The organism is Methanofollis formosanus (assembly GCF_019633745.1).
GTDB classification, from domain to species: Archaea; Halobacteriota; Methanomicrobia; order Methanomicrobiales; family Methanofollaceae; genus Methanofollis; species Methanofollis formosanus.
In genome coordinates, this window is record NZ_CP037968.1 from 296,543 (window position 1) to 319,737 (window position 23,195).

At 62.9% G+C, this 23,195-nt stretch carries 20 protein-coding genes and 1 tRNA gene; 9 read left to right on the forward strand and 12 right to left on the reverse strand.

Going from position 1 to position 23,195, the window contains the following annotated elements; genetic code table 11:
* Positions 1-51: 51 nt before the first annotated feature.
* Entirely contained in the window at positions 52-603 is a 552-nt protein-coding gene (dps, locus tag E2N92_RS01195; RefSeq protein ID WP_220681882.1) for a DNA protection during starvation protein, read from the forward strand.
* A gap of 6 nt (positions 604-609) precedes the next feature.
* Entirely contained in the window at positions 610-1,425 is an 816-nt protein-coding gene (locus E2N92_RS01200; RefSeq protein WP_246589270.1) for a ZIP family metal transporter, read from the forward strand.
* A 284-nt stretch (positions 1,426-1,709) separates the two neighbouring features.
* On the opposite strand, the gene E2N92_RS01205 is transcribed toward E2N92_RS01200, so the two are convergent.
* The gene (locus E2N92_RS01205) at positions 1,710-2,057 is read right to left on the reverse strand and encodes a DUF5518 domain-containing protein (RefSeq protein WP_220681883.1); all 348 of its coding nucleotides are present in this window, start codon (positions 2,055-2,057) and stop codon (positions 1,710-1,712) included.
* 117 nt (positions 2,058-2,174) lie between these two features.
* On the opposite strand from E2N92_RS01205, the gene E2N92_RS01210 reads away from it, so the two are divergent.
* Both E2N92_RS01210 and E2N92_RS01215 read left to right on the forward strand, forming a co-directional pair.
* Positions 2,175-2,837 (forward strand): hypothetical protein, encoded by a 663-nt coding sequence (locus tag E2N92_RS01210; RefSeq protein WP_220681884.1) that lies wholly within the window; start codon positions 2,175-2,177, stop codon positions 2,835-2,837.
* A 145-nt stretch (positions 2,838-2,982) separates the two neighbouring features.
* Entirely contained in the window at positions 2,983-3,153 is a 171-nt protein-coding gene (locus tag E2N92_RS01215; RefSeq protein WP_220681885.1) for a CxxC-x17-CxxC domain-containing protein, read from the forward strand.
* A 90-nt stretch (positions 3,154-3,243) separates the two neighbouring features.
* Here the strand turns inward: E2N92_RS01215 and E2N92_RS01220 are convergent, their stop codons facing one another.
* The gene (locus E2N92_RS01220) at positions 3,244-4,047 is read right to left on the reverse strand and encodes an epoxyqueuosine reductase (RefSeq protein WP_220681886.1); all 804 of its coding nucleotides are present in this window, start codon (positions 4,045-4,047) and stop codon (positions 3,244-3,246) included.
* A 104-nt stretch (positions 4,048-4,151) separates the two neighbouring features.
* Here E2N92_RS01220 and E2N92_RS01225 point away from each other — a divergent pair, with 104 nt between their 5' ends.
* On the forward strand, positions 4,152-5,609 hold the full coding sequence (locus E2N92_RS01225; RefSeq protein ID WP_220681887.1) for a GNAT family N-acetyltransferase: 1,458 nt from the start codon (positions 4,152-4,154) through the stop codon (positions 5,607-5,609).
* A 744-nt stretch (positions 5,610-6,353) separates the two neighbouring features.
* The gene (locus E2N92_RS01230) at positions 6,354-7,769 is read left to right on the forward strand and encodes an MATE family efflux transporter (RefSeq protein ID WP_220681888.1); all 1,416 of its coding nucleotides are present in this window, start codon (positions 6,354-6,356) and stop codon (positions 7,767-7,769) included.
* Between the two features lie 9 nt (positions 7,770-7,778).
* Here E2N92_RS01230 and E2N92_RS01235 read toward each other — a convergent pair whose 3' ends face one another.
* From E2N92_RS01235 to E2N92_RS01280, 10 genes are all read right to left on the reverse strand, one after another.
* Complete coding sequence (locus E2N92_RS01235) at positions 7,779-8,117, reverse strand: cupin domain-containing protein (RefSeq protein WP_220681889.1); 339 nt, start codon at positions 8,115-8,117, stop codon at positions 7,779-7,781.
* Between the two features lie 16 nt (positions 8,118-8,133).
* Positions 8,134-10,038, reverse strand: coding sequence for an anaerobic carbon-monoxide dehydrogenase catalytic subunit (gene cooS, locus E2N92_RS01240; RefSeq protein WP_220681890.1), 1,905 nt, complete (start codon positions 10,036-10,038; stop codon positions 8,134-8,136).
* An 81-nt stretch (positions 10,039-10,119) separates the two neighbouring features.
* Positions 10,120-11,493, reverse strand: a complete 1,374-nt coding sequence (locus E2N92_RS01245; protein WP_220681891.1) for a DUF1254 domain-containing protein — start codon at positions 11,491-11,493, stop codon at positions 10,120-10,122.
* A gap of 81 nt (positions 11,494-11,574) precedes the next feature.
* Positions 11,575-12,267 carry a PIN domain-containing protein gene (locus E2N92_RS01250; protein WP_220681892.1) on the reverse strand — a complete coding sequence of 231 codons (693 nt, stop codon included), beginning with the start codon at positions 12,265-12,267 and terminating at the stop codon, positions 11,575-11,577.
* A 554-nt stretch (positions 12,268-12,821) separates the two neighbouring features.
* Complete coding sequence (locus tag E2N92_RS01255) at positions 12,822-14,369, reverse strand: MFS transporter (protein WP_220681893.1); 1,548 nt, start codon at positions 14,367-14,369, stop codon at positions 12,822-12,824.
* A gap of 33 nt (positions 14,370-14,402) precedes the next feature.
* A complete protein-coding gene (locus E2N92_RS01260; protein ID WP_220681894.1) occupies positions 14,403-14,957 on the reverse strand; it encodes a DUF1269 domain-containing protein in 555 nt (184 codons plus the stop codon).
* Positions 14,958-14,991: 34 nt separating this feature from the next.
* Positions 14,992-17,343 carry an arylsulfatase gene (locus tag E2N92_RS01265; RefSeq protein WP_220681895.1) on the reverse strand — a complete coding sequence of 784 codons (2,352 nt, stop codon included), beginning with the start codon at positions 17,341-17,343 and terminating at the stop codon, positions 14,992-14,994.
* Positions 17,344-17,393: 50 nt separating this feature from the next.
* Entirely contained in the window at positions 17,394-17,930 is a 537-nt protein-coding gene (locus E2N92_RS01270) for an HdeD family acid-resistance protein (RefSeq protein ID WP_220681896.1), read from the reverse strand.
* A 130-nt stretch (positions 17,931-18,060) separates the two neighbouring features.
* On the reverse strand, positions 18,061-18,594 hold the full coding sequence (locus E2N92_RS01275; RefSeq protein WP_220681897.1) for a small multi-drug export protein: 534 nt from the start codon (positions 18,592-18,594) through the stop codon (positions 18,061-18,063).
* 376 nt (positions 18,595-18,970) lie between these two features.
* Positions 18,971-20,002 (reverse strand): mechanosensitive ion channel family protein, encoded by a 1,032-nt coding sequence (locus E2N92_RS01280; protein WP_220681898.1) that lies wholly within the window; start codon positions 20,000-20,002, stop codon positions 18,971-18,973.
* A 45-nt stretch (positions 20,003-20,047) separates the two neighbouring features.
* Between E2N92_RS01280 and hypD the strand changes: the two genes are divergently transcribed.
* From hypD to E2N92_RS01295, 3 genes are all read left to right on the forward strand, one after another.
* Positions 20,048-21,079, forward strand: coding sequence for a hydrogenase formation protein HypD (hypD, locus tag E2N92_RS01285; protein ID WP_220681899.1), 1,032 nt, complete (start codon positions 20,048-20,050; stop codon positions 21,077-21,079).
* Positions 21,080-21,125: 46 nt separating this feature from the next.
* A tRNA-Arg gene (locus tag E2N92_RS01290) sits at positions 21,126-21,197 on the forward strand.
* 262 nt (positions 21,198-21,459) lie between these two features.
* Positions 21,460-23,148, forward strand: coding sequence for a CHASE4 domain-containing protein (locus E2N92_RS01295; RefSeq protein ID WP_220681900.1), 1,689 nt, complete (start codon positions 21,460-21,462; stop codon positions 23,146-23,148).
* The last annotated feature ends 47 nt before the right edge of the window (positions 23,149-23,195 follow it).

A 23,195-nucleotide genomic window follows, 5' to 3' on the forward strand; every position in this document is an offset into this window, starting at 1 on the left:
GCGGCCACCTCTCCACCTCCAGTCCTGTCAGGGACACGGGAGGGGAATGAAGTGGCAAAAGTTGCACGGGAAATGGTGGAGAAGGCCGGCATCGACGTCGACAAACTGCTGGAGATGCTGGTCAAGAACGCCGCGGCCGAGTTGACCACCTTTTATTATTACACCATCCTGCGGGCCAACCTCATCGGCCTGGAGGGGGAGACGATCAAGGAGATCGCGGAGACCGCACGGATCGAGGACAGGAATCACTTCGAGGCGCTGGTCCCGCGGATCTACGAACTCGGGGGGAAGCTTCCCGACGACATGGTGGAGTTCCACAACATCTCGGCCTGCCGGCCGGCGAGGTTGCCCCCTGACCCATCGGACATCACGGCGATGCTCACCGTGCTCGTCGAGGCCGAGCGGTGTGCGGTCCATGGGTATACCGAGATCTGCAACTACACCGCGGGCAAGGACCACCGCACCTATGACCTGGCGCTGGCGATCCTCAACGAGGAGGTGGAGCACGAGTCCTGGTTCTCTGAGTTCCTGGGCGAGGGACCGTCGGGTCATTTTCTCAGGAGAGGGGAGACGTCGCCTTTCGTCTCGAAGTTCATGCGCTGAGATTCGATGCAGATGATGCCCCTGCTGGAGGGCCTCGGCCCTCTCTGGCAGGCCTTGCTTGCCGGGTGCTTCACCTGGGGGCTCACCGCTCTCGGGGCCGGGACGGTCTTCCTGACGCGCGGGGTGGACCGGCGGGCGCTCGATCTCATGCTCGGGTTTGCCGCTGGCGTGATGATCGCCGCGAGTTACTGGTCGCTCCTGGCCCCGGCAATCGAACTCTCGGCAGGACTCGGGGTGCCGGTCTGGCTCCCGCCGGCCGCGGGGTTCCTCGCCGGGGGCCTGGTGATGTGGGGAATCGAGGCGCTCCTCCCCTATCTGCACCTCGACGCCGTCGACGGTGCCCCCGGCGCCGGGAACCCGGGACTGCGGCGGGGCAGTCTCATGCTCATCCTTGCGGTGACCATCCACAACATCCCGGAGGGCCTGGCGGTCGGGGTGGGCTTCGGCGCCCTGGCCGCCGCCCACCCGTCGGCGACTCTTGCCGGGGCGGTCGGGCTTGCCGTCGGGATCGGGCTCCAGAACTTTCCCGAGGGGATGGCCGTCTCGATGCCCCTGCGGCGCGAGGGCGTCTCGCGTCTGCGGAGTTTCTGGTACGGCCAGCTCTCCGGCGTCGTTGAGCCGGTGGCCGCGGTCGTCGGAGCGGCGGCGGTCATCGTCGCCGCACCGGTCCTCCCGTACGCCCTCGCCTTCGCGGCCGGGGCGATGATCTTCGTCGTGGCAGAGGAGGTGATCCCTGAGGCGCAGGGGAGTCCGCGGCTTGCGACGCTCGGGGTGCTTGCCGGGTTTGCGGTGATGATGGTGCTGGACGTGGCGCTTGGGTAGTTGAATACAGGCATATCATGCCCCGTTCCGGGAAAGAGCGATCCGATCCCGACCCAATTCGCCGAGATCAAGAATCCCCCCATTCTTAACCCCATTCCCAAAACCTCCTAAAATCCCTGCACTCTCCACGCCCCCTGACGCCCTGAAAAGATGAGCAGGATGTTTTGCTACCCCACACCCCGGAGAGGGGACGCACGACCCCTCAAAAAACGCCGGAAATCGCCCCGATCGGACGGCCATTAGGCTACTGAATCATCGCCACCGATCCAGAAAAAAATGAGGACTCACCCCGCAACCGCTCCCCCGATCGCCCCCCCAATAAAGGCGAGGATCCCGTTGACGATGAAGACGCTGATGACCAGGAGCGTCCCGACGGCGAACCCGGAGAGGAGGCCGATCCCGCCCAGGAAGGCGGTCGCCCCGACGAGGATGAGGATCGCGATGATCACCGCCCCGATGATCCCGGCGACCAGTCCGGCCTTGCCCCCGTTCCATAACCCGCCCTTCGCGATGTAGCCCGCCGCAAACCCGCCGATCAGGGGCCCGATGACCGGGATGAAGATATTGATGATCATCATCAGCACCCATCCGACGACGACACCCCACCAGAAGTTGCCCTCATTTGCTGCCATATGGCATCACCCGGACGCCGATAGGGTGAGTGCGGATATAAAGATATGCGGAGTCGGGCATCGTGCCCGGTGTTTTATATGGATGGCCGACACCCCATCCCCTGAGGTGCGAGTATCATGAAAGAACGGCGGGGGGCCGTGTCGGTCATTCTGATCATCTCTCTGTTTCTGCTCGCGCTCCTGCCCGGTCCGGGGTGTGCCGCGGTCTGGGGGAGCCCGGAACAGATCGGCGGGGGACCGCCCTCCCCCGGTTTCTTCGGGCCCGGGTCGGCGGGCGGCGGGGCGGTGGCACTCTACGAGGCGGATGCCCGCCCCGTCTCCGAGGCCGAGGCGCGAGAACGCCTGGAAACCTATGCGAAAGCCTTCGGGCCAGAGGTGGAGGTGAGGGACTTCACGCCCTTCACGCAGAATTATTATGCGGTGCTGGTCGACCGCGCCACCGGCCTGGCAGTCGGCGAGGCTGTCGTCGACCGCTACACCGGCGAGGCCGGCCCTGACCCGGGCCCCGCCCTGACCTGGCGGCGCTCGGTCCCGAACGGCGCGGCCACGTACGACCTGCACGCCGCAGAAGCGATCGCGGCGACCTTTCTGGAAGAGTTCCTGCCCGGAGCGACACTTCTCGAGAACCGGACCTTCCCGGGCTACCACACCTTCGAGTACGGGCGCGGCGAGATTGAAGGGATGCTCAGCGTCAACGACCGGACCGGGCAGGTCTGGGTGCACACCTGGCACGGGCAGTATATCGGCGGGGAGGAGGAAGGCGGGCATTCAGGCGGATGAAGACGGGAAATAGGCGGCCGAAGCCGCTTCATCTGCTGAGCGGTCCCGGCCGTCCGGCACTCAGGCCCTGATCCCGATGCACACCTTCATAACCTCAGCGAGCATTCACTCATGTGCAGCACACACGTCTGCATGAGTTAATCGTATGGAGAGAAGAGGCAATTTTGGTGGGCGGAGAGACTTCGGCCCCCGTGAGATGCACAAGACAGTTTGCTCTGACTGCGGCAAAGAGTGCGAAGTTCCGTTCAAGCCCACCGAGGGGAGACCGGTCTACTGCAACGACTGCTTCCCCAAGCACAGAAAGCCCAGGTACTGATCTGAAATCGCCTGATTTCAGAGATTTTTGAGATGAAGCGGTTCACCAGACCGCTTCCCGATTTTGATCCGCACGTTTTCACCGCCCGCATCACTTCCCGCCATAAGAGCGCACATGCTCCCAGGCGCGGTGCAGGTCGGGCCGGCGCTCACCTTTTGCATAGACCGAGGCGTCCTCCCGATCGTAAAATGCCCGGTCCTTCCCGATCGGGCAGACCTTGATGCAGATCCCGCAGGGGGCGAGGCGCCGCTTCTCCAGTTCGGCACTGTTTCTCGCGCAGGCCTGTTTGTCGGTCAGGCTCGCGGGATAGTCCTCGCGGCCGAGAGCATCGGCCGGGCACATCTCCACGCACCGCATGCAGCGGTTGCAGACCGCTTCGGTCATCACGGGATCGGCGGGAAGAGGTGCGGCGGTGAGCACCGAGCCGAAGCGGACCCGCGGACCATACTCTGGGGTGAGGAGCATGTTGTTCACGCCGAAGGTCCCGAGCCCCGCGAAGTATGCGGCGTGGCGGTGTGAGAAGAACGCGACCGGATTTTTCAGGAGCGCTCCGATACCCCCGTACCCGTCCCGCGGCACGAAGACCGAAGGATACCCCTCTTCGTTGAGATATTGGGCCAGCCGGTAGGTGTACTGGTCCAGGAGGGCGTTCACTGTCAGGTAGGTCTCGCGGTACCAGATGGAGGGAGCGCTCTCCAGGGCCGGGAGGTGGACCGGGATGCCGATCACGACCACCGACCGCGCTTCCGGGAAGATACGCTGCGGGTAGAAATCTTCCGGCATCCAGGGCTGGAAAGGCGGTTCTTCCCACCGTTCGACATCCGCCACCCCGACAAGGGGTATCTCCATCGCCCGGCACCGCCGGAGGAGGGCGGTCTTGAGGTCGCTGCTCATGATGATCCGATCTCTCTCCCGGGGATGAAAGGTATTGTGCTCCGCCACCGGCAAAACCAAACACTCATGAACCCTCATACCCAAGAAGGGCAGAAGGTGGTCGTGTGCCCGAGCAGTGTATATTCAGCATCCCCAACGATCGGGCATATCTGCCGCTGGTCAGGTCCGCCGTCGTCCACATCTCGTCCCGTGCCGGATGTAAAGAGGACGAGGCACGGGAGATTGCCCGGAGTGTCGAGGAAGCGGCCGCCCATATCATCGCCCATGCCTTCCCTGCCGGCGAGGGGAGTTCCCTCACGCTCGCCTGTGTATGGTCCGGCGAGATGCTTGAGGTCTCTCTCAGGGAGAAGGGAGCACCCTACGACCCCGCCGTCGAGCCGCATCCCGATGGTCTCGGAAGGTGGCGGGAGGTGCTCGACGGTGTCTCGTTCCACAACCTCGGCACGGCGGGAAAAGAGACGCGGCTCTGGAAACGCCTCTCTCCACCGACACGAAAGGAAGTGACCGAGCCGGAGCATGGAGAGGCACATGAACCCGGCCGCCCGTTCGCCTGCGAGATCAGGCCGACGCGCATCGACGAGGCCGTGGAGATCACGCGGCGCGCCTACACCTGCTACGGCTACTCGTACGGCTACGAGGAGGTCTATTATCCCGACCACCTCAAAGATCTCATCAGGAGCGGACAACTCAGTTCGTTCGTCGCCGTGCACGAGGGCACGGTGATCGGCCACGCCGGTCTGCTCTTCGGGGACGATCCCGGCATTGCGGAGTTGTCGCTCGGGTTCGTGGACCCGCCTTTCCGCAAGCACGGGATCTTCAAGCGGTTGATGGCGACGACGGTGCACGAGGCCGAACGGCGGGGCCTCCTCGGGGTGACCGGGCAGGGCGTCTGCACGCACCCGTACTCGCAGAAGTCGGTCGCCTTCCTCGGCATGAGCGAGTGCTCCCTCCTCCTCTCCCATTATCCGGCGATGCAGTTTACGGGAATCGCCACGGAGAATCGGGTCAGGGAGAGTGTCGTGGTCCTGTACCGGTACCTGAGAAGACCTGAACGGCAGACCTTTTTTGTGCCCGCCCGCCACGAGGAGATGGTTCAGGAGATCTACCGGCGCCTCGGGGCCGCGCCCATCTTCGGGACGGCATGGGAGTGTCCGGCGCCGGGGAACGACGCCGGCACCGACCTCGAGGTGGAGACCGAACCCTACGGTTCGGCCAGGATCCGTGTCCGGTCCTATGGTGCCGGAACCCTCCCCGCTCTCAGGGCCGCCCTCCGCGACCTCTGCACCGGACGGCGGGAGGTCGTCTACCTCTCCCTCCCGCTCACCGACCCGATCACCCGATGGATCGCCGACACGATCGAGGAGATGGGTTTCTTCTTCGCCGGGGTGGAACCCTCCTCCACCGGCGACGACCGTCTCCTCCTGCAGTACCTTAACAACCAGGTCGTCGACTATGACCGGGTGTTTCTCGGTTCTGCGTTCGGGGAAGAGATGAAGGAGTACATACGCCGGTGCGACCCCGCCGAGAGGGGTGAGGAGCGATCGATCGGATCGCTTCGGTGAATGAGCGGATCTCAGCTCTGGAGAATCAGGCACGAACCCCGGGCTCATGCTGAATTACCATGAAAATGATCCCGAATATCGACCCTTGAGATTTTGATGGAGATTTGAAAACACCTGCACCAGGCACGACCCATCCGCAAAGAATAGAGGCGCCTTCTGAACAATTATTTCTCTGCCTTCCCGGCCCTATCTTCGTCCCGGGGGTCAGGGGGCGGCGATGGAACACGATCCCTACCGGTTCTTCCCTCTTGAAAAAGAGCGATCAAGCAAGGAGACATTTTCATCCCGTATCCTTGAGGCGTGCTTTCCCTTCATGTCGAATTCTACAGGGTTGATTTTTGGGCTTTGCAGAGGCCCTCACCTATTCCAGGCACAAGGGTGACTCAACCACCTTCCCACATCTTCGCGCCGGAGAGTCCCGGGATGACCTCCCCTGAATAAATTCCGCTCGATAGAGAAGCCCGCAATCACTATATGGGTTCAGCCACAAATATAGCGATAGACATCTGCCAATAGTTCTGTCTGGTGGCATGGTCCAGGTCTATTTGACGCCCGTGCGTCTCCCTGCACCTCCGGCATCCAGGAGAACATTCACCATACCCGGCGATATTTTTCAGACCTCATAAAGCGGTCATTCTGTCCTGATCGTTTCCGTCCTGTCCATGTCGTCAGGTATGAAAAATTCTGATACAGAGGGATACCAGGAACGGAGAAAAAAACCAGGAAAATTTCGAGACAAAAGGTGTGGCTCTCCTGAAAGGAGATCCTCGAACGGCGATCCGGAGACTCTCGGGTCCGTTGATCATCTCCATGCTCCTCCTCTCGGCCTTCAACATCGTGGACGCCATCTGGGTGGCAGGTCTCGGTGAGGAGGCCCTTGCCGCCGTCGGCCTCGCCTTCCCGCTCTATATGATCATGGTCGGGTGCGGCGAAGGCCTGGGCGTCGGCGTCGGGACCGCGATCGCCCGACGGATCGGCAGAAACGATCGAGACGAGGCCGACGGTGCGGCGGCGCAGGGTATGCTCCTGGCGGCACTCCTCGCCGTGGTCTTCACGCTCTCGGTGCTGCTCTTCTCCGACACGATCTTCGGCCTCTTCGGGGAGGGCGAGGCCGCCGTCCTTGCCGCAGAGTACGCGACGATCATCTTCGGAGCTTCGACGATCGTCTTCTTCTCCGAACTTGCCTACGGCGTGTTGAAAGGCGAAGGAGACACCGGACGGGTGATGCAGGTCATCGTGGCCGCCGAGGTGATCAACTTCCTCCTCGACCCCGTGCTCATCTACGGCGCCGGGATGGGCGTCGCCGGAGCGGCGTGGGCGACGGTGATCTCCCTGGTCGTCGAGTTTCTGGTGATGATCTTCTGGTTTGTCGTCAGAAAAGATACCTATGTCACCCTCTCTCTGCGGCGAACCCCGGTCAGGTGGCCGGTCGTCTCTGAGATCGTCAGGGTCAGCATCCCCAACACCCTCGGATGTTTCCTGGTCTCCGGCACCGTCGTCGTGATCAATGCCATCCTCACCTCCATCGCCGGGGATGCGGCCATCGCGGTCTACACCTCAGGGTGGCGGGTCGTCACCTTCGCGCTGGTCCCGCTCTTTGCGATCTCTTCGGCGGTGATGATGGTCGCCGGCGCCGCGGTCGGGGCAAGGCTCTATCAGCGCGTGGAAGAGGTCTTCAGGTACGCCGTACGCCTGGGCGTGGGGATCGGCGTCCTGATGAGCGTCGGCGTCTTCCTCTTCGCCCCGCAGATCACCCTGATCTTCACCTACTCAGAGGCCTGTGCGGCCATCGCCCCCGAGATCGTCGCCTTCCTCAGGACTGTCTGCCTCTTTTTCCCGGCCGTCCCGCTGGGAGTGATGGCCGGTGCGTTCTTCATGGCCTCGGGCCGGGGGACCGCCTCGCTTATCGTCACCTCCCTGGGCGTCGGGATGGTGGGCGGCCTCGCCTACCTCTTCGGGAACGTCATGGGCCTCGGCGTGGACGGGGTCTGGTGGGGGATCGTCGTCGGCGAGGTGCTCGGCAATGCGGCCGGGTTCCTCTGGATGAGGCACGACCTCGAGACGCTGGCGGTAAGAAGAGAGGAGCGGGAGTATGCCGCAACCGCCGGGCGCTCCCCGTCCGCGCGGACCGCCGCTCCCGCCCGCCAGAGCGACCTCTGAACGCGACGCTCAGAGCAGTTTTGTCCCGGTGGTCGGCCGCGGCACCTTGACCACCAGCACCCTGAAGTCCCGGCCGGAGTCGTTGGACCACCGGTGCGGGACTTTGGCCGGGCTCTCGACGAGATGGTCCTTGCTCACGTGCGCCTCTTCGTCGCCGATCTCGACGACGCCGGTCCCCTCGAGGACGTAGAAGAAGACGTCCACCGGCGTGATGTGCCGTTTCAGGGCCTCCCCGGGTTTGAGAGTGATCACGACACCGACGGCGTCTTTGGAGTCATAGACTTTTCTGGCGTCCACCTGATGGGGGTTGGGGTGGACCGGCACTTCTGCGATATTAACGATCTTCATCTCATTTCACCTCCTCTCAGATTCCAAGCCCCGCTCTCTTCTCCCTGATGTGTCCGGCGATCCCCTCGGCCGCCGCCGCGGCGTCTTTCTCGAGGGCAAGCACGCCGCCGGTGACATCCCGGATCCCGTCGGTGAGCAGGGCCACGAGGTCCGGCGCACCGGTCACCGGCGGGACCGGGTTGACGTAGGTGTACATCCCGAAGGCAAGGGCAAAGATGGCATCGATCGTCGCCTTCTGCTCCATGTATTCGGGCGCCGCCACCGCCACCGGGAGAGCGGTCACCGGCACCCCCCCGAGGGCGTCGGCGATCGTTGCGACGAGGTCGGCGCACCGGCCGGTGTCGGTGCAGGTGCCAAAGGAGAGGACCGGCGGGATGCCGAGCGCGGTGCAGATCTTCTTCAGCCCTGGCCCGGCCTCCGCGGCGGCCTCAGGCGAGCAGAGGCCCGCGACCTGCATCGCCGCGTTCCCGCAGCCCATCGAGAGGACGAGGATGTCGCGCTTGATCAGTTCTCTGGCCACCGCGACCGAGTGGACGTCCTGCCCGCTGTCCCGCAGGGTGGTGCAGGAGACGAGGGCGGTGACGCCCTGGATGCTCCCGTCCTTGATCGCGTCGAGGAGCGGAGCGAGACTTCCGCCGAGGGCGGCGACGATGCTCTCCGGCGAGAACCCGGCGACCGCCTCGCCCACCGGCAGACCGGCGAGCGGTTCGACGGTGCCGTGCCGCTCTTTGAAATTCTCGATCCCCATCCGGAGCAACCCGGCCGCCTGCGCATCGGCCAGCACCGGGTCATAGTCCACCCGTTCCTCGACCCCCTCGAAGGCGACGAGTTCGGAGACCGGGACCAGCCTGAACCGGTACTTCTCCGCATACGCCGGGTCGAGCGGGAGCGAACAGTTCATGTCGGCCACAAAGACGTCGACCGCCCCGGTGGCGAGCACCGCCTCCTGCATGATCCAGTTGCCGGTATACCCCCAGAAGACCTCGTCCATCTTGAGACGCTGGACCATCTCCTGCCCGGTCTCGATGTTGGCGATGACCCGGATCCCCTTCGCCCCGACCTCCTCTGCCGCCGCCTGCCAGGCCGGGTCCCTGGCACGCTCCACCAGCGCGAACCCGAGGAAGGGTTCGTGGCCGTTCGGGAGGATGTTTACATAGTCGGCGTCCAGGACGCCGAGGTCGACCCGGATCGGGTGGGGCTTCGGCGTCCCGAAGAGGCAGTCCTGCAGGGCTTCGAGGACGACCTGGCTCTGGTAGGCCATCGCCACCCCGAGGCGCAGCGCCTTTTTGGCGAGGGAGAGATAGAACCCGTCCACGTTCGTGAGGCACGAACTGGTGGTGCGCATCATCTCCCCATAGATCCCGCCAGGAAAGATCCCGAGGTCGCGCCAGACCTTCTTCCGTTCGGGCGGCGCCAGTCGTTCAACGATCACGCTCTCCTCCTCAGAGTGCCGGTGAAAGTCTTTCTCCAGGAAGTCGCAGAGGCGCAACGCCACCTCCGCATCCTCGCCGCCGGTCAGGACGCCAAGTCTTCTAGCAAAATCTGCGAGTTTTTCAGGCTCCCGGATCCGGTACGGCGTCCTGCCGCGGGCCGTCTCCCGCAACGTCCGCACCGTCTGCTCGCAGTGATAGTGGTAGGTCGAAGCGCCCATCACGTTGCGCAGGAGCATCATCCGCATCGCCATCCCGTCGGCCGAGATCCCGCAGACCCCGCGTTTGTCCTGTGCCGCGTCGGCCCGGCAGGGGCCGTTGGAGCAGAAGTCGCAGCGGACGCCGCCGGTACAGAAGGCGCACCGTTGGTCCGGATCGCCGCCCAACCCCTGGGCCTCGTACCGGTCCCAGACATTCGAGATGCCGTCTTTTTTCAGGCGTTCGTACGCCTTTTTCACCGACGCATGATATGAGATCCGTTCTGGTTCCATACTTGAAGTCCCCCCATGATGGTGGAGAAGAGGCGGGGGAGATGATGGTTGTTTCGCTGCACCCGGCGGCAGGATGTCCTCTCACCCGACCCGGCGGATCGGGGGGAGGAGGTATGAACCGTCCAGGACCGCCCGGTCCGGCTGGTACATCCGCATGATCGGCCTGAACGCCTCTTCCGGCGCCGGCAACCAGTTCGATTCCTTCTCCGGGCCCGGCGAGTCGTGCTGGATATAGATGTCGAGCGAACCGTCGTCATGATACTTCAGTCCGGGTGTCCGGTCGCCGATGGAATAGCGGCCGAGAGGGTTTTCGACCAGCATATAGTCGGGCGAGGAGTACATCGTCACCGACCAGAAGGCGCCGACCGGCGGGAGGCGGTCGAAGTGGAGGAGGTAGCGGCGTTCGCCGGTGAGGAGTTCGCCGGTGACGTCCTCGTAGGTCCATGGATACGCCGCCTCGTAGCCGTGGTTGCCGAAGAGCCCGGCCCGTGCCGCCGCCGCACGGCGCATGAAGTCCTCGGTGGTCCAGGACTCTTCCTGCACCGTCCCGACCTCGAAGAAACGGGTGTTGTAGTCCCAGAGGTGCGTGGTGTACAGCCATCCGTTGATCTTGGGGAGGGAGGTCCTGATGTACGCCCGGATCGCTTTCTCGGCCGCCATCCGGCCCATCGTCAGCGCCGCGGCGATCTCGGGTTCGGGATCGAGGTACGGGCTCTTCGGATCGGTGAGCCCCAGGGGAGCGAAGCGGTCGAGGAACTCGCGCTCCCCGGCAGGGGGCGGGTAGGCCTGCATCCAGACCCGCATCTCCTCCCAGACCAGGAGGTCGGCCCTGACGCCCGGACGGGGGGCGGGCAGTGGCCAGTCTCCGGGGCGCCGTTCTCCGGCGTCCCGGGCGGGCCCGGGCCAGGCGCGGAGCGGGGCGAGGGTATACTGCTGCTGAAGGGCACGGACGGCGGGCACGTCCCCCGGTCCGTTCACCGCCGTCCGCCCGATGATGCCCACAAGATCGGTCGGCGCCCTGACCATGGTCATGCCCTCCGGGAGACTTCCCTCCCATCCGGGCCCGACAAGGGCATAGGCACCCTCCTCTGTCCCGGTCCCCCGCCGGCCGATATAGGCGAAGTTGTTCGTCCAGGCGTCCACGCACTGCATGACATAGTAGCGCCCCTGGGTGTCGGGGACATGGAGGACCATCGGTTCGGGCCCGAGGTCGACGACCGCGACCGAGTACAGGGTGTCGTTGTTGGGCGAGACCACCTGCCTGAACGCAGGATCGAGCAACCGGTCGGCGTGCCAGAAGGTGTTCACCGGGGCACCCATCCCCCCCTCAACCCCGCGGGCCATCTTCATCATGGTGCGGACGCACTCGGTCAGCGGGTAGCCGTACAGATAGGCCTCCCCTGCCAGGTCGACAAGTTCCTCATATCTCCTCTCTTCTGCCAGTACCGCTCTCATATTCCATCCCCCCGGTGTGAGAGCCTTGACGCCGGAGTATATGAATGTTCACCGACCGCGGCGGGGGATGACGGTCGGGTCTCACCCGCCACCTTCGAGCCTGAGCAGCGCCCCGGACGGTTCCCTGCCGGTCGCCAGCAGCGCCGCAGAGATCCGGTCGTCGATGGTGAGGCAGTGGCCGGTCCGTTGCCTGAACTCGTGGATGAGAAAGGAGAGGTGGTTCTTGTAGGTCTGGTCGCGGGTGATGACGACGAGGTCGTCGTGTGCCTCGTCGAGGAGGATCTCCCAGATCACCTCGTCCCCAACGGTCTGGCCCCGCTCGTTCTTCGGGGGGTTGCCGACGAGTTTGCGGCTCTGGGCCCGGCTCAGGTGTTCGCCGCTCCACCGGATCACCCGCACCTCAGGGTCGGTGGCGAGGTGCTCGATGGCTGCCCAGACCGGGTCGTTCCTCTTCTCGGCGATCATCGCCTCGACCTCGTCGGCGAGTGCCAGGAGAGAACGGCTGTACCTATCGGCCGCCTCCTCGAAGACGGCGACCTCCGGTGAGTCCCTGAGAAAAGAGGGCGGCTTCAGGACGGCCCCAGCCGCGGCCCTCAGCTCTTTCGCGTGGTGTGCGAGGAGCCGGTCCCTGTTGCGGAGGTACTCGTCGAGGACGGTCTCGGGGAGGATCAGGTCGGGTTTCAGCCGTTCGATCTCTCCCATGACCGTCTGAAAATCCTCGTCCGATCCGTACAGCCCGAGGAACAGGTTGGTGTCGATGAAGATCCTGGTCATCCTCTTCGAAGTGTCCAATGGGATCACGGAGTGATAAGACTTTTGAGGGGTCTGGAGACGATCGCTCGATTGGCTCTGGAGAATCGGGCACGAACTCCCGGCTCAAGCATACCGGATGAAAATATCTCGTCGCTTGATCGCTCTTTTTCAAGACTAAAGAACCGGTAGGGATCGTGTTCAATCGCCGCCTCCCCCTATCGTCGTCGTGGGAGGGGCCGGGGGGCAACGCCCCCCGGAGCAAGATTCCAGGAAAGAATCTGCGATGGGGGCGGCCCGTCTGATCATCGTGCCTTCCCACACCATACGCACCGGGGGCTCTTCGAAGATCAAAGATCTTCTCAAACTCGCTATCGCTCGCAGCCACCGGACCCCCGGGATGGCGATAGGGGAGGGAAGGCAGAGTGCCGATCATTCTGAAGGGGTTTCTATCCTCTGTGTAGTGGTCTCAATGAGATTGCGTGAGTTCAAATCGTCATGTAAATCCATTGAGCCGATAGCTCCCCGGTGACATCTCAAACGGTATCCGGCCGCACCTTCCGCCGACACTCAAACCCTTACCGCCCCCTCTCCCTCCCCACCCGCGGGATCAGGAGAGAGGCAAAAAATCCGATGAAAAGAAGGGCCGCGATCGCATCGAACGAGGAACGCATCGCCTGACTGATGGAGGTGTCCGCGACCCGCTCGGCCTCCGCAAGTACCGGCGCCGGGATCTCTTCCGGCGTTCCGGTCTCCATCTTCTCGACCCACCGATCGATCTCGACCGCGATCTCCTCCTTCTCCATCCCCTCGAAGTACCCGGAGGCGTCGAGGGAGGCGAGGAGGCCGGAGAAGATCGAGATGAGGAGGATGACCCCGATAAGGGCGGTCCCCACCGATGTACCGAGTTGTTTGGTCGTGTTCAACACGCCCGAGGCGTCGGTCTGCTCCTCTTCAGGGGCGGCCGAGAGCGTGAGGTTGGTGATCTGGGAGAGGACGAGCCCCATCCCGACCCCGAAGACCACGGAACCGGGAACGATCATGGCGGCCGTCGTCTCTACGCCGAAGACGTCCCTGAGCATCACCGTACCCCAGATCCCGAGTCCCATCCCGATGAGGACGAGATATTTCGGGTCGACCGCCGTCGAGAGTCTGGCCCCTCCGATCGAGACGATGAAGACGGCCATCGAGATCGGGAGCAGAGCGATCCCGGTCTCGAAGGCCCCGATGCCGGTGACCGACTGGAGAAAGACCGGGATGATGAAGAGGAAGCCGGCGAGCACCGCGGTCTGGAGACTGCCGACGATGTTGCCGACGAGAAACATCCGGTCGAAGAAGAGATCGATCTCGACGAGCGGTGTGCGCCCGGTCCGCTTCAGCCGCCGTTCCCACCAGAAGAAGATCGCCAGCAGGAGGAGGCCGCCCCCGATGAAGATGGGGATGACCCGCCACACCCCCAGGTTTTTGAGCTGGAGGATCCCGATGACGATGAGGAAGAGCCCGGCGGAGGAGAGAAAAGTCCCGACAAAGTCGAGGTTCCTGAATCGCTCGGTCGGCTTCGAGCCCGAGAGGAGGACCGAGGCGAGGAGGATGACGACAACGACCAGGAGTTCGAGCCTGAAGGCCCAGCGCCAGGAATAGAAGGAGGTGAGGTACCCCCCGATGATCGGGCCGAAGGCCGCCCCGGCCGCGGCGACCCCGCCCCAGACCCCGAAGGCGACGGCCCGGTCCCGCCCCGTATACGCGGCGGTGAGGAAGGTGGCCGTCGCCGGCATCATGAAGACCGCCCCCACCCCCTCGAAGATCGACCACCCGACGAGCAGCACCCCGAGGTTCCAGCTCATCGAGGCGACGAAGGTGCCGATGCCGTACAGCACCACCCCGAAGAGGAAGGCGCGTTTTCGCCCCATCACGTCCTGCATCCTGCTCCCGAAGAGCATGAAGGAGGCCATGATCAGGGCATAGATCGCGATGACCGACTGGATCGCCGGGACCGTGGTGTCCAGTTCGACGACGAGGGCCGAGATCGAGACGTTCATGATGGTCGTGTCGATGACCATGATGAAGATGGCCAGGCAGACGACGACGAGAACGCCCCATTTCTTCAGTCCCGCCGGCCCTTCCATCTCTCCCCCCCCGGCCCTTACCGTGCGGCCCCCTCACCGTGCGGCGAGCGGGACCTTCATCTTCTTCTCTTCTTCCTCGGCCGCCTCCACCGCCTCGGCGAGTTCGGCGCCGACGCTTATCAGGACTTCGGGCGTCAGCATCCCCTGCGTGAGGACCACACCGCCCGCCGACTTGATCGCGTCCCGCAGCTCGAGCGCCCATCTATGCTCGACGAGCATGATCGCCGCGGCGGAGTTCGACGGGATCGAGAGACTGATGTCCTCAAGGTCGTCCTCGGTGAGCCCGAGGTCGCGCTCTGAGACGGCCATCGCGCCGGCCTCCGCGCCGGCCCGCGCCCCTTCCCGGCCGGCGGCGCCGTACCCGATGAGCCCGCCGATGACGGCGCCGAAGCGTGCCGCCTCCTCGTCGGTGAGGTCAGTCGCCTCAAAGGAGGAGATATTCCCGTCCTCGTCCTTCCAGACAAACTGGAGATCGATGAGCCTGAGCAACCCCTCCTCTCGCACTTTTCTCAACTGTTCCAGGATCTCTCCGTGAAAGTCGGGGTCCTTGAACCCGATCACGAAGAGCTGTACCGGTCCGAATGCCATCGTTTCATTCCCCCCATATAAGACTCCGAGCCGTTTACTCACGGCTCATCATCGCCTCACCTTCGGTCTCCAGGTGGACATAGGGCTCCCCGCTCACGTCCACCAGCACTTTCTTCAGCGTCCCGGTGAACTGCCAGGGGCGCTCGCCCGGATAGTCCGCGGTCACCGGACTTCCCCGCTGGAGCCCGACACTGATCCCGCCGCCGCTGAGCGAGAATTTTCCGGGCTGGGTCTTGATTTCCCCTTCGCCCACCATCCTGTCGTCGATGTACAGCGCAAGTCGGCCGTGGGCCGTCCCCTTCGGCTCTTCGCCGGTTTTGGTGAAGACGGCCGAGAGGATGCCCGCTCCCTCCGGCACCTCAACGAAACTGCTGACCTGCTGCACGGTGCTGCCCGCAAAATTGTAGACATAATGGAGATGGTTGTCCTTGATATAGAGGGCATGCCCGCCGAAGGTGTCGCCCTGGGCGAAGAGCACGCCCTCGGCGCCGCCGTCCGGGATCTCCACATCGGCGGCGATGGCGTACGACTGGTTGCGGATATTCACCCCCACCGCCTGGGGCACCGGGTTTGTCCCCGGATAGTAGGCGAAGAGGTTTCGCCGCGGCGCCGGTTGTGGTCTGGGCGAGGTGAGCACCTCGATCGCCGGCCGGTCGTCGAGCGGAAGCCCGCCATACCGCCCGGCCTCATGGAACCAGAGGGCCTTGAGGTGTTCGAGCATCTCAGGGTATTTTTCCGCGAGATTTCGCACCTCCGAACGGTCGATATCGGTATGGTAGAGTTCCCAGGTGTCCTCCATGAACCGGCCCCAGCCCGAGAGCGTCGGGTGGGTGGTGACCGCCTTCCAGCCCCGGTGCCAGATCCCCCGGCTCCCGAGCATCGTGTAATACTGGGTCTCTTTGCGGCTCTCAACACCCGGTGCGTCGAAGGAGTAGCGCATGCTCACCCCTTCGAGCGGCCACTGGGTGACGCCCTTCACGGCCTCCGGCATCTTGAGCCCGATGCATTCCAGGATGGTCGGGGCAACGTCGACGGCATGGTGGTACTGGTGCCTCACCTCGCCCCTTGCCCGCAACCCCTTCGGCCAGTGCATGATGAGGGGGTCGGCGATTCCGCCGGCATAACAGTAGCGTTTCCACATCTTGAAGGGCGTGTTGAAGGCCATCGCCCAGCCGTTGCAGTAGTGGTTGTAGGTCTCCGGGCCGCCGAGGAGGTCGAGCATCGTGAGGTTCTCTTCCAGGCTCTCCGGGATCCCGTTGAAGAACTTGTTCTCGTTGACCGAACCGTATGGGCCGCCCTCGGCACTGGCCCCGTTGTCAGAGACCAGGACGATGAGCGTGTTCTCCAGTTCCCCGGCCTCCTCCAGGTATGAGATGATCCTGCCGATCTGGTGGTCGGTGTGGCTGAGGAACCCGGCATAGACCTCGGCCATCCTTGAGAAGAGTCGCTTTTCCTCGTCTGCGAGCGAGTCCCAGGGGAGAGTGTGGTCGGTCTCGGGGAAGGGTTTTCCGTCAGGCCCTTCTCTGCTCTCGGGCGTGCCGATCGGGTTGATGGGCGGGAGTTCGGTCTCAGGCGGGACGATCCCCATCTCCTTCTGGCGCGCCAGCACCTCCTCCCGGTAGTGCTCGTAGCCCTCGTCGAACTTCCCGGCGTACCGCTCGATCCAGTCCTTCGGGACATGGTGCGGGGCATGGGTGGCGCCGGGAGCGTAGTACATGAAGAAGGGCTTGTGCGGATCGATCTGCCTGAGATCGCGGAGGTACGTGATCGCTTCGTCGGTGAGATCTTCGGTGAGGTGATACCCCTCCGCAGGCGTCGCGGGTTGGTCGACCGATTGGTTGTCCGAGACGAGAGACGGGAAATACTGGTTCGTCTCGCCGCCCAGGAAACCGTAATACCGCTCGAACCCCCGGCCGACCGGCCAGTTGCGCCGCGTCGAGGCGAGGTGCATCTCCTCCTCGGGACAGAGATGCCACTTGCCGAGCATACAGGTGCCGTACCCCGCCTCGACGAGCACCTCGGCAAGGGTGGCGCACTCGAAGGGGATGTGTCCGTTCGAGTTCGGAAATCCGGTGGTCCCCTCGGCGATGCAGGCCATGCCGGCGGTGGTGTGGTTGCGGCCGGTGAGCAGGCAGGCGCGGGTCGGCGAGCAGAGGGCGGTGGTGTGCCACTGGGTGTACAGAAGTCCGTCTCCGGCGAGGCGGTCGATGTTCGGCGTCTCGATCAGGCCGCCGTAACAGGAAAACGCTGAGAACCCGACGTCGTCGAGGACGATCATCAGGACGTTCGGTGCATCCTTCGGCGCTGTGGGGGCTTCGTAGGGGGTCCAGTCAGGGACCGAGTCCCTGATGTCCAGGTTGATCACTCCTTTGAACGGTTCAGGCATGGTCTCTCCTCCGCGATCGCCTCTGCCATGCGGTCATCTCATATATCTTTTCACCTCGCCCTGATCCCGGCCGCGATCGCCACGATCCCGCCGACGACGGCGAAGGCCCCGAAGACGAACGGGAGCGTCACGGCGCCGATGAGCGGGTTGAAGATGAGAATGATCCCGAAGATCAGGCTCAGAAGACCGAGGACCCCGGTCCCAACGCCCCCGCCCCGCATGGCCCAGGCGAGTCTGGTGATCCCGTACACGATCCCCCAGATCCCGAGCACGATGATCAGAAAGGCCAGGAGCACGAACGGGGCATAGATGGGATAGAGCAGGATCACGATCCCGGCGAGGATCCCGAGTACCCCCGAGAGGATGTTCCATCCCCTGTTCTCACGGTTCGATACCGCGCCGATGAGCGCCAGGACTCCTCCGAAGAGCCACAAGATCCCGAGGAACTGGACAATCACGACCATCGTGACGCCCGGACTGGTCAGGAGGAGTATCCCGATGACAAGGGCCGCGATCCCCTCGAGCACCACGGCCCACCACGGCAGTTCAAAGCCCTCGTATCCTGGAGGACCACCGGTTTCTTCCATTTTTTCCCTCCGACGTCCTGTTTCCAGACGAACGGTGTGTCGAGCGCTGAAAGACGGTGTGCCGGTCGGGTCTGGTGATGGACGGCCTCACTGGGTCATGCCCGTGAATAAATCTTTCCGCCCTTCGGCTTCAGAAGACGATACTGACGAGCCCGAGAGAAGTGACGAGTACGGCAAGGGAAGCGAGGATCCATCCGATGAGGATGAAGAGCACCGAATATCTCCGGTCCCACCCGAAGATCCAGGCGATGACCGGGCAGGCGTACAGCCCCAGGCCCGGGAGCCAGGAGATGAAGATGAGCGAGTAGGCGCCGTATTTGTCCAGGATCGTGATCTTCTTCGCCTTCTCGCCGATCCCCTCGATCCACCGGTTGACCCGTTCGGACTGTTCGGAGAAGGTGTCGCAGATCTGGAAGATCGCAAGCACCATCCCGAGGGCGAAGGAGGTCATGACCAGGAGGATGAGGGCCGGGGGAAGGCCGAGCGAGACCCCGACGGCGGCCGCGGCCGCCTGGAAAATCAGACTCGAGGTGACCAGGGCGAGCAGCGGAGCACCCTGGAGACCCAGCGCCAGGTCGAGGAGAATCGGGACGCCAAGAGAGAAGACGAGGACATAGGAGAGCGCTCTCGAGACCTGGACCAGCAGCCTGATGAGACGGTGCATCGGACTCGCCGGTTCATGGGAAGTCCCGATGATATAAAAGGATTGGGTGGCGCCGGACGAGACCGTCCTGATCGATCGTTCTTCCTGGATTTTCGTCGCCCATCATTCTACCGCACGAAGAGGGCGACGGGGATGACAACCTACGCTTCATGATCTCTTTTCCGCTTTCCATTCCCCATCGCAGACCCTTCACCGCCGTCTCGCGCCGGGGGGCGTTGCCCCCCGGAACCCCCCACACGAAGATAGGGGCGGGGGCGGCGATGGAGTGAGGTCTCCACGGGTTCTCCAGTCGTGAAAAAAAGAGAGCAAGCGAAGAGAAATTTTCATCCAGTATGCTTGAACCCCAGGTTCATGCCCGATTCTATAAAGCCTCCTTTCAGTCCTTCCTGAAATGCACGTCCATCTGCGGGAACGGGATCTCGATCCCCTCTTCCCTGAACCGCTCGTCGATCCTGGTGTTGATGAAGTCCTGCACCTCCCAGCTCATGTTGAAGGCCTTCGCCCAGACGATCAGCACGAAGTTCAGACTTGAATCGGCGAACTCCAGGAAGTAGACGCTCGGTGGGGGGTACCTGAGCACCGCCGCCGACCTATCCACGGCCTCGTCGGCGATCTCGAGGAGGATCGCCTTGACCCGCTTGACGTCGGTGCCGTACGCCACCGAGACCGGGATCTTGATCTTGAGCCGCGTCTCAGGGAGGGCGTAGTTGGTGATGACCGAGTTTGCAACCATGGAGTTGGGGATGGTGACGAGTTGATAGTCCAGGGTCTGGATGCGGGTGCTGCGCGGCCCGATGCTGACCACATCGCCGAGATATCCGTCGATCTTGATCCGGTCCCGCACCTGGAAAGGCTTGTCCATCACGATGAGCGCACCGCCGAAGAAGTTGGAGAGGATGTCCTGCGCCGCGAGGGCGACGGCGACACCGGCGATCCCGGCGCCCGCGAGGAGCGGCGTGATATCGATCTCCAGGGTGCTGAGGATGAGAAGAAAGGCGATGAACCAGATGACGTACTTCACCACGACCTCGAGCACCTCGATGATCCGGTCGTCGATCTCGCTCTCGGTCCGCGCCGACATCCACCTGCCATAGAGATGGATGAAGTTGTACGAGAAACTCGAGGCCACCCAGGCACCGATGACGATATAGAAGGCGTTGAGGTACCTCGAGTCCAGGATATAGGCGTACTGTGCCGGGATGAGATCCGAGAAGAGGACCGAGAAGTAGATGCTGACGACAAGCACGGTGATGACCAGGGGTTTACCCATCGCCGCGACCAGGATGTCGTCGATCTTCGATTCCGTCCGCTCGGCACGCTTCAGCAGCAGGTGATAGGTCCAGTAAAGGATTACCGATCCAATCAGCCCGGTAAAGAGGAGAAGAATGGCGTACAGGGCGTTTCCCATAGGTACACTTATGCTCTGGAAGGCATATTAAACTATGAGGATTCCATGGCAACAGGAGACGAACTGAAGGCCGCGCTCCATGACCTGGTGGACCGCGACTACACTTTCATGCATATCTGCGGCACGCACGAGGCGGCCATTGCACGGACCGGACTGCGCAGCGTCCTCCCCGAGGGATTGAAGATTGTGATGGGGCCCGGTTGCCCGGTCTGCATCACCCCGCAGGGCGAGATCGACGCCGCCCTCGAGTTTGTGGAAAAAGGGTGCATCGTCGCCACCTACGGTGACCTTCTCCGAGTGCCGGGCACGAAAGGCTCTCTTGAGTCGTGCGGCGGAGACGTGCGCGTGGTGCAGGGCATCCACAAGGCCGTGGAGATCGCGGAGAAGAACCCCGACAAAGAGGTCGTCTTCATCTCGGTCGGGTTCGAGACGACGGCGCCGACGGTCGCGGCGACGATCCTCGCCCGCCCTCCGGCGAACTTCTCTATTCTCTCCTGTCACCGCCTCGTCCCGCCGGCGATGCAGTGGCTGCTCGAACAGGGCGAGGCCTCCCTGGACGGGTTCATGCTCCCTGGTCACGTCTGTGTGGTCACCGGCTACGAGGAATACGAACACTTCCCGGTCCCCCAGGTCGTCGCCGGGTTCGAGGCCGAAGATATCCTGCTCGGTCTCCTGATGCTGGTGAAGCAGGTGAAGGAAGGGCGCCACGAGGTCGAGAACGCCTACCCGCGCGCGGTCGACCGCGAGGGGAACAGAAAGGCGATGGACCTGATGTACGAGGTCTTCGAACCGGTCGACGTGGAATGGCGCGGCTTCCCGGTGATCCCGAAGTCAGGGCTGAAACTCAAGCCCGGGTTCAGGCAGTACGACGCGCAGGAAAAGTTCGGGATCGAGATCAAACACGTGGAAAAACACTCGGGGTGCATCTGCGACCGGGTGCTGCGCGGCGTGGCCCAACCCACCGACTGCAAACTCTTCGGGAAGGTCTGCACGCCACGGACGCCGGTCGGCCCGTGCATGGTCAGTCACGAGGGCGCCTGCAAGATCTGGAACCTCTATCATGTCCGCCACCTCTGAGTGGCCCACTACTTTTTATATTCGGCGAGACAACTAGTATAAGCAGGCCCCGGTAGGGTAGTGGATATCCTGAGAGCCTCCGGAGCTTTCGACCTGGGTTCGAATCCCAGCCGGGGCGTCTGTGTTTTTGATCTCTTCTCCAGAACATCGAGGTTATTTCTCGTTCTTTCGATCTCTGATACCCGTGCAAAGGGCCTATGCATCCGCAGAATTGAGCTGACTTTCTCGAATCCGGGAATATTCAGAGCCCCTCAGATCACTTCAATTAAGTATCAGAAACCCGCACTGTTAAGCTGATGCGTCCGCACTCGCCCCGCAGTCGTGTCGATCCTCTCTAAAAGGAGGCGGAGACAGAGCATTCATAATCGAGGAACAGTTCAATGAAACTGCGCACCCATGTCGCACTCGTGATCGTCCTGATCACGCTCTCCCTGATCAGCGGCATCGTCCTGGCCTCACACTATCTGCTGCTCGAAGATCTGGACGATGTCGAGAAGGCCGCAGTCGAGAGAGCCTGCGACCTGCTTGAGAGTCATATCGACAGCGAGGTGCAGAATCTCGGTCTCCTTGCGGGCGACTACGCGACGTGGGACGAGACCTATACCCATCTGGGTTATGCCGAAACCTCCGATTTTGAATATCATTTTCTCAATGAGACTTTTATCGAATCACAGATCGATTGGCTCCTTATTTTTGACAGAAATGAGATGCTGATAGTCCATCTCTCCTTCGGGGAGGTGAACGAGACGCCTGACCGCCAGATCCTCCTCTCCGAAACCAGGCGTCTGAACCTGACGGCGGTCGACGAGAGCACCGAAGGGATCGTCGTCCTCCCGCAGGGCCCCTCGATCGTCGCCGCCGCACCGGTGCTCAGGGGTTCGGGTGCGGGCCCTCAGGTCGGAACACTGGTCATGGGGCGGCAACTCGACAGGGAGATGGTGCAGCAGATCTCGGACGCCGCCATGATGCCGATCTCTCTCGTCAGCCCGGGCGAGCGGACCACATTCAGTGTCGCTCATCCCGGTTCACGGGTTACCAACAGGACCGAGATCGGGATATCGGCCGACCGCAAGAATATATCGGGCGTCATCACCGTGCCGGGCCTCAGGGGATCCCCTGACTTCATCGTGATGATCGATCTCCCGCGGGACCTCTATTTCGGAGGGCTGGATGCCATCTACACCTTTGTCCTCTTGATCATCTTCATCTCCTCGATCGGCGGGATCCTCATCATCCTGATCCTCGACCGCTCGCTCATCTCCCATTTCAGGAGGATGTCCGCTGTCGTTGAGGCGGTGCGGGCGGACCGGGACTATTCACGTCGCCTTCCGGTGGGAAAGGTGAAGGAGATGAACCTTCTTGCCTCCTCGGTCAACGAACTCTTTGCAGATCTGGAGAACCATCTTGCCGAGCGCGAGAACTACGAGCAGACGATCCGGCAGTCCGAGGAGCGGTACCACACTCTCTTCGAGTCGGCGAAGGACGCCATCTGCATAATCGACAGGGAGCGGATCATCGACTGCAACTCCATGACCGCAGAGATGCTCGGGCGCAGGAAGGGGAGTATGATCCAGACCTCGCCGCTTGCCTACGGACCTGATCAGCAGCCAGACGGGAGGCGATCAAAAGAGGTTCTGGACGCGTACATCGCCCGGGCCTATAATGGGGAGTCCCCATGCTTTGAGTGGCAGTACCTCACCATAGACGGCGTCCCTCTCGATGTCGAGGTAACGCTGAGTCGCTTCGACCTGACGTCCGGATCGTACCTCCTTGCGATCAACAGGGACATCTCCGAGCGCAAGCAACTCGAACAGTTGAAGTCAGAGGCATTTGCCAGGATCGAAGAGAATCTCGAGCAGTTCGCCGTCCTCAACGATGAGATCAGGAATCCTCTCCAGGTCATCCAGGCTCTCACCGAACTGAACGGCGGCGATGATGCCGAGGCGGTCCTCAGACAGGTCAGGGCGATCAACGAGATCGTCGACGAACTGGACCGCGGCTATATCGAGTCCGACAAGGTGCGGGAGTTCCTCAGAAAACACTATCAGATCGGAGAAAATGAGGAGTGAGGGTTCTGGGGTTCTGTAGAATCGGGCATGACCCTGGGGCCCAAGCA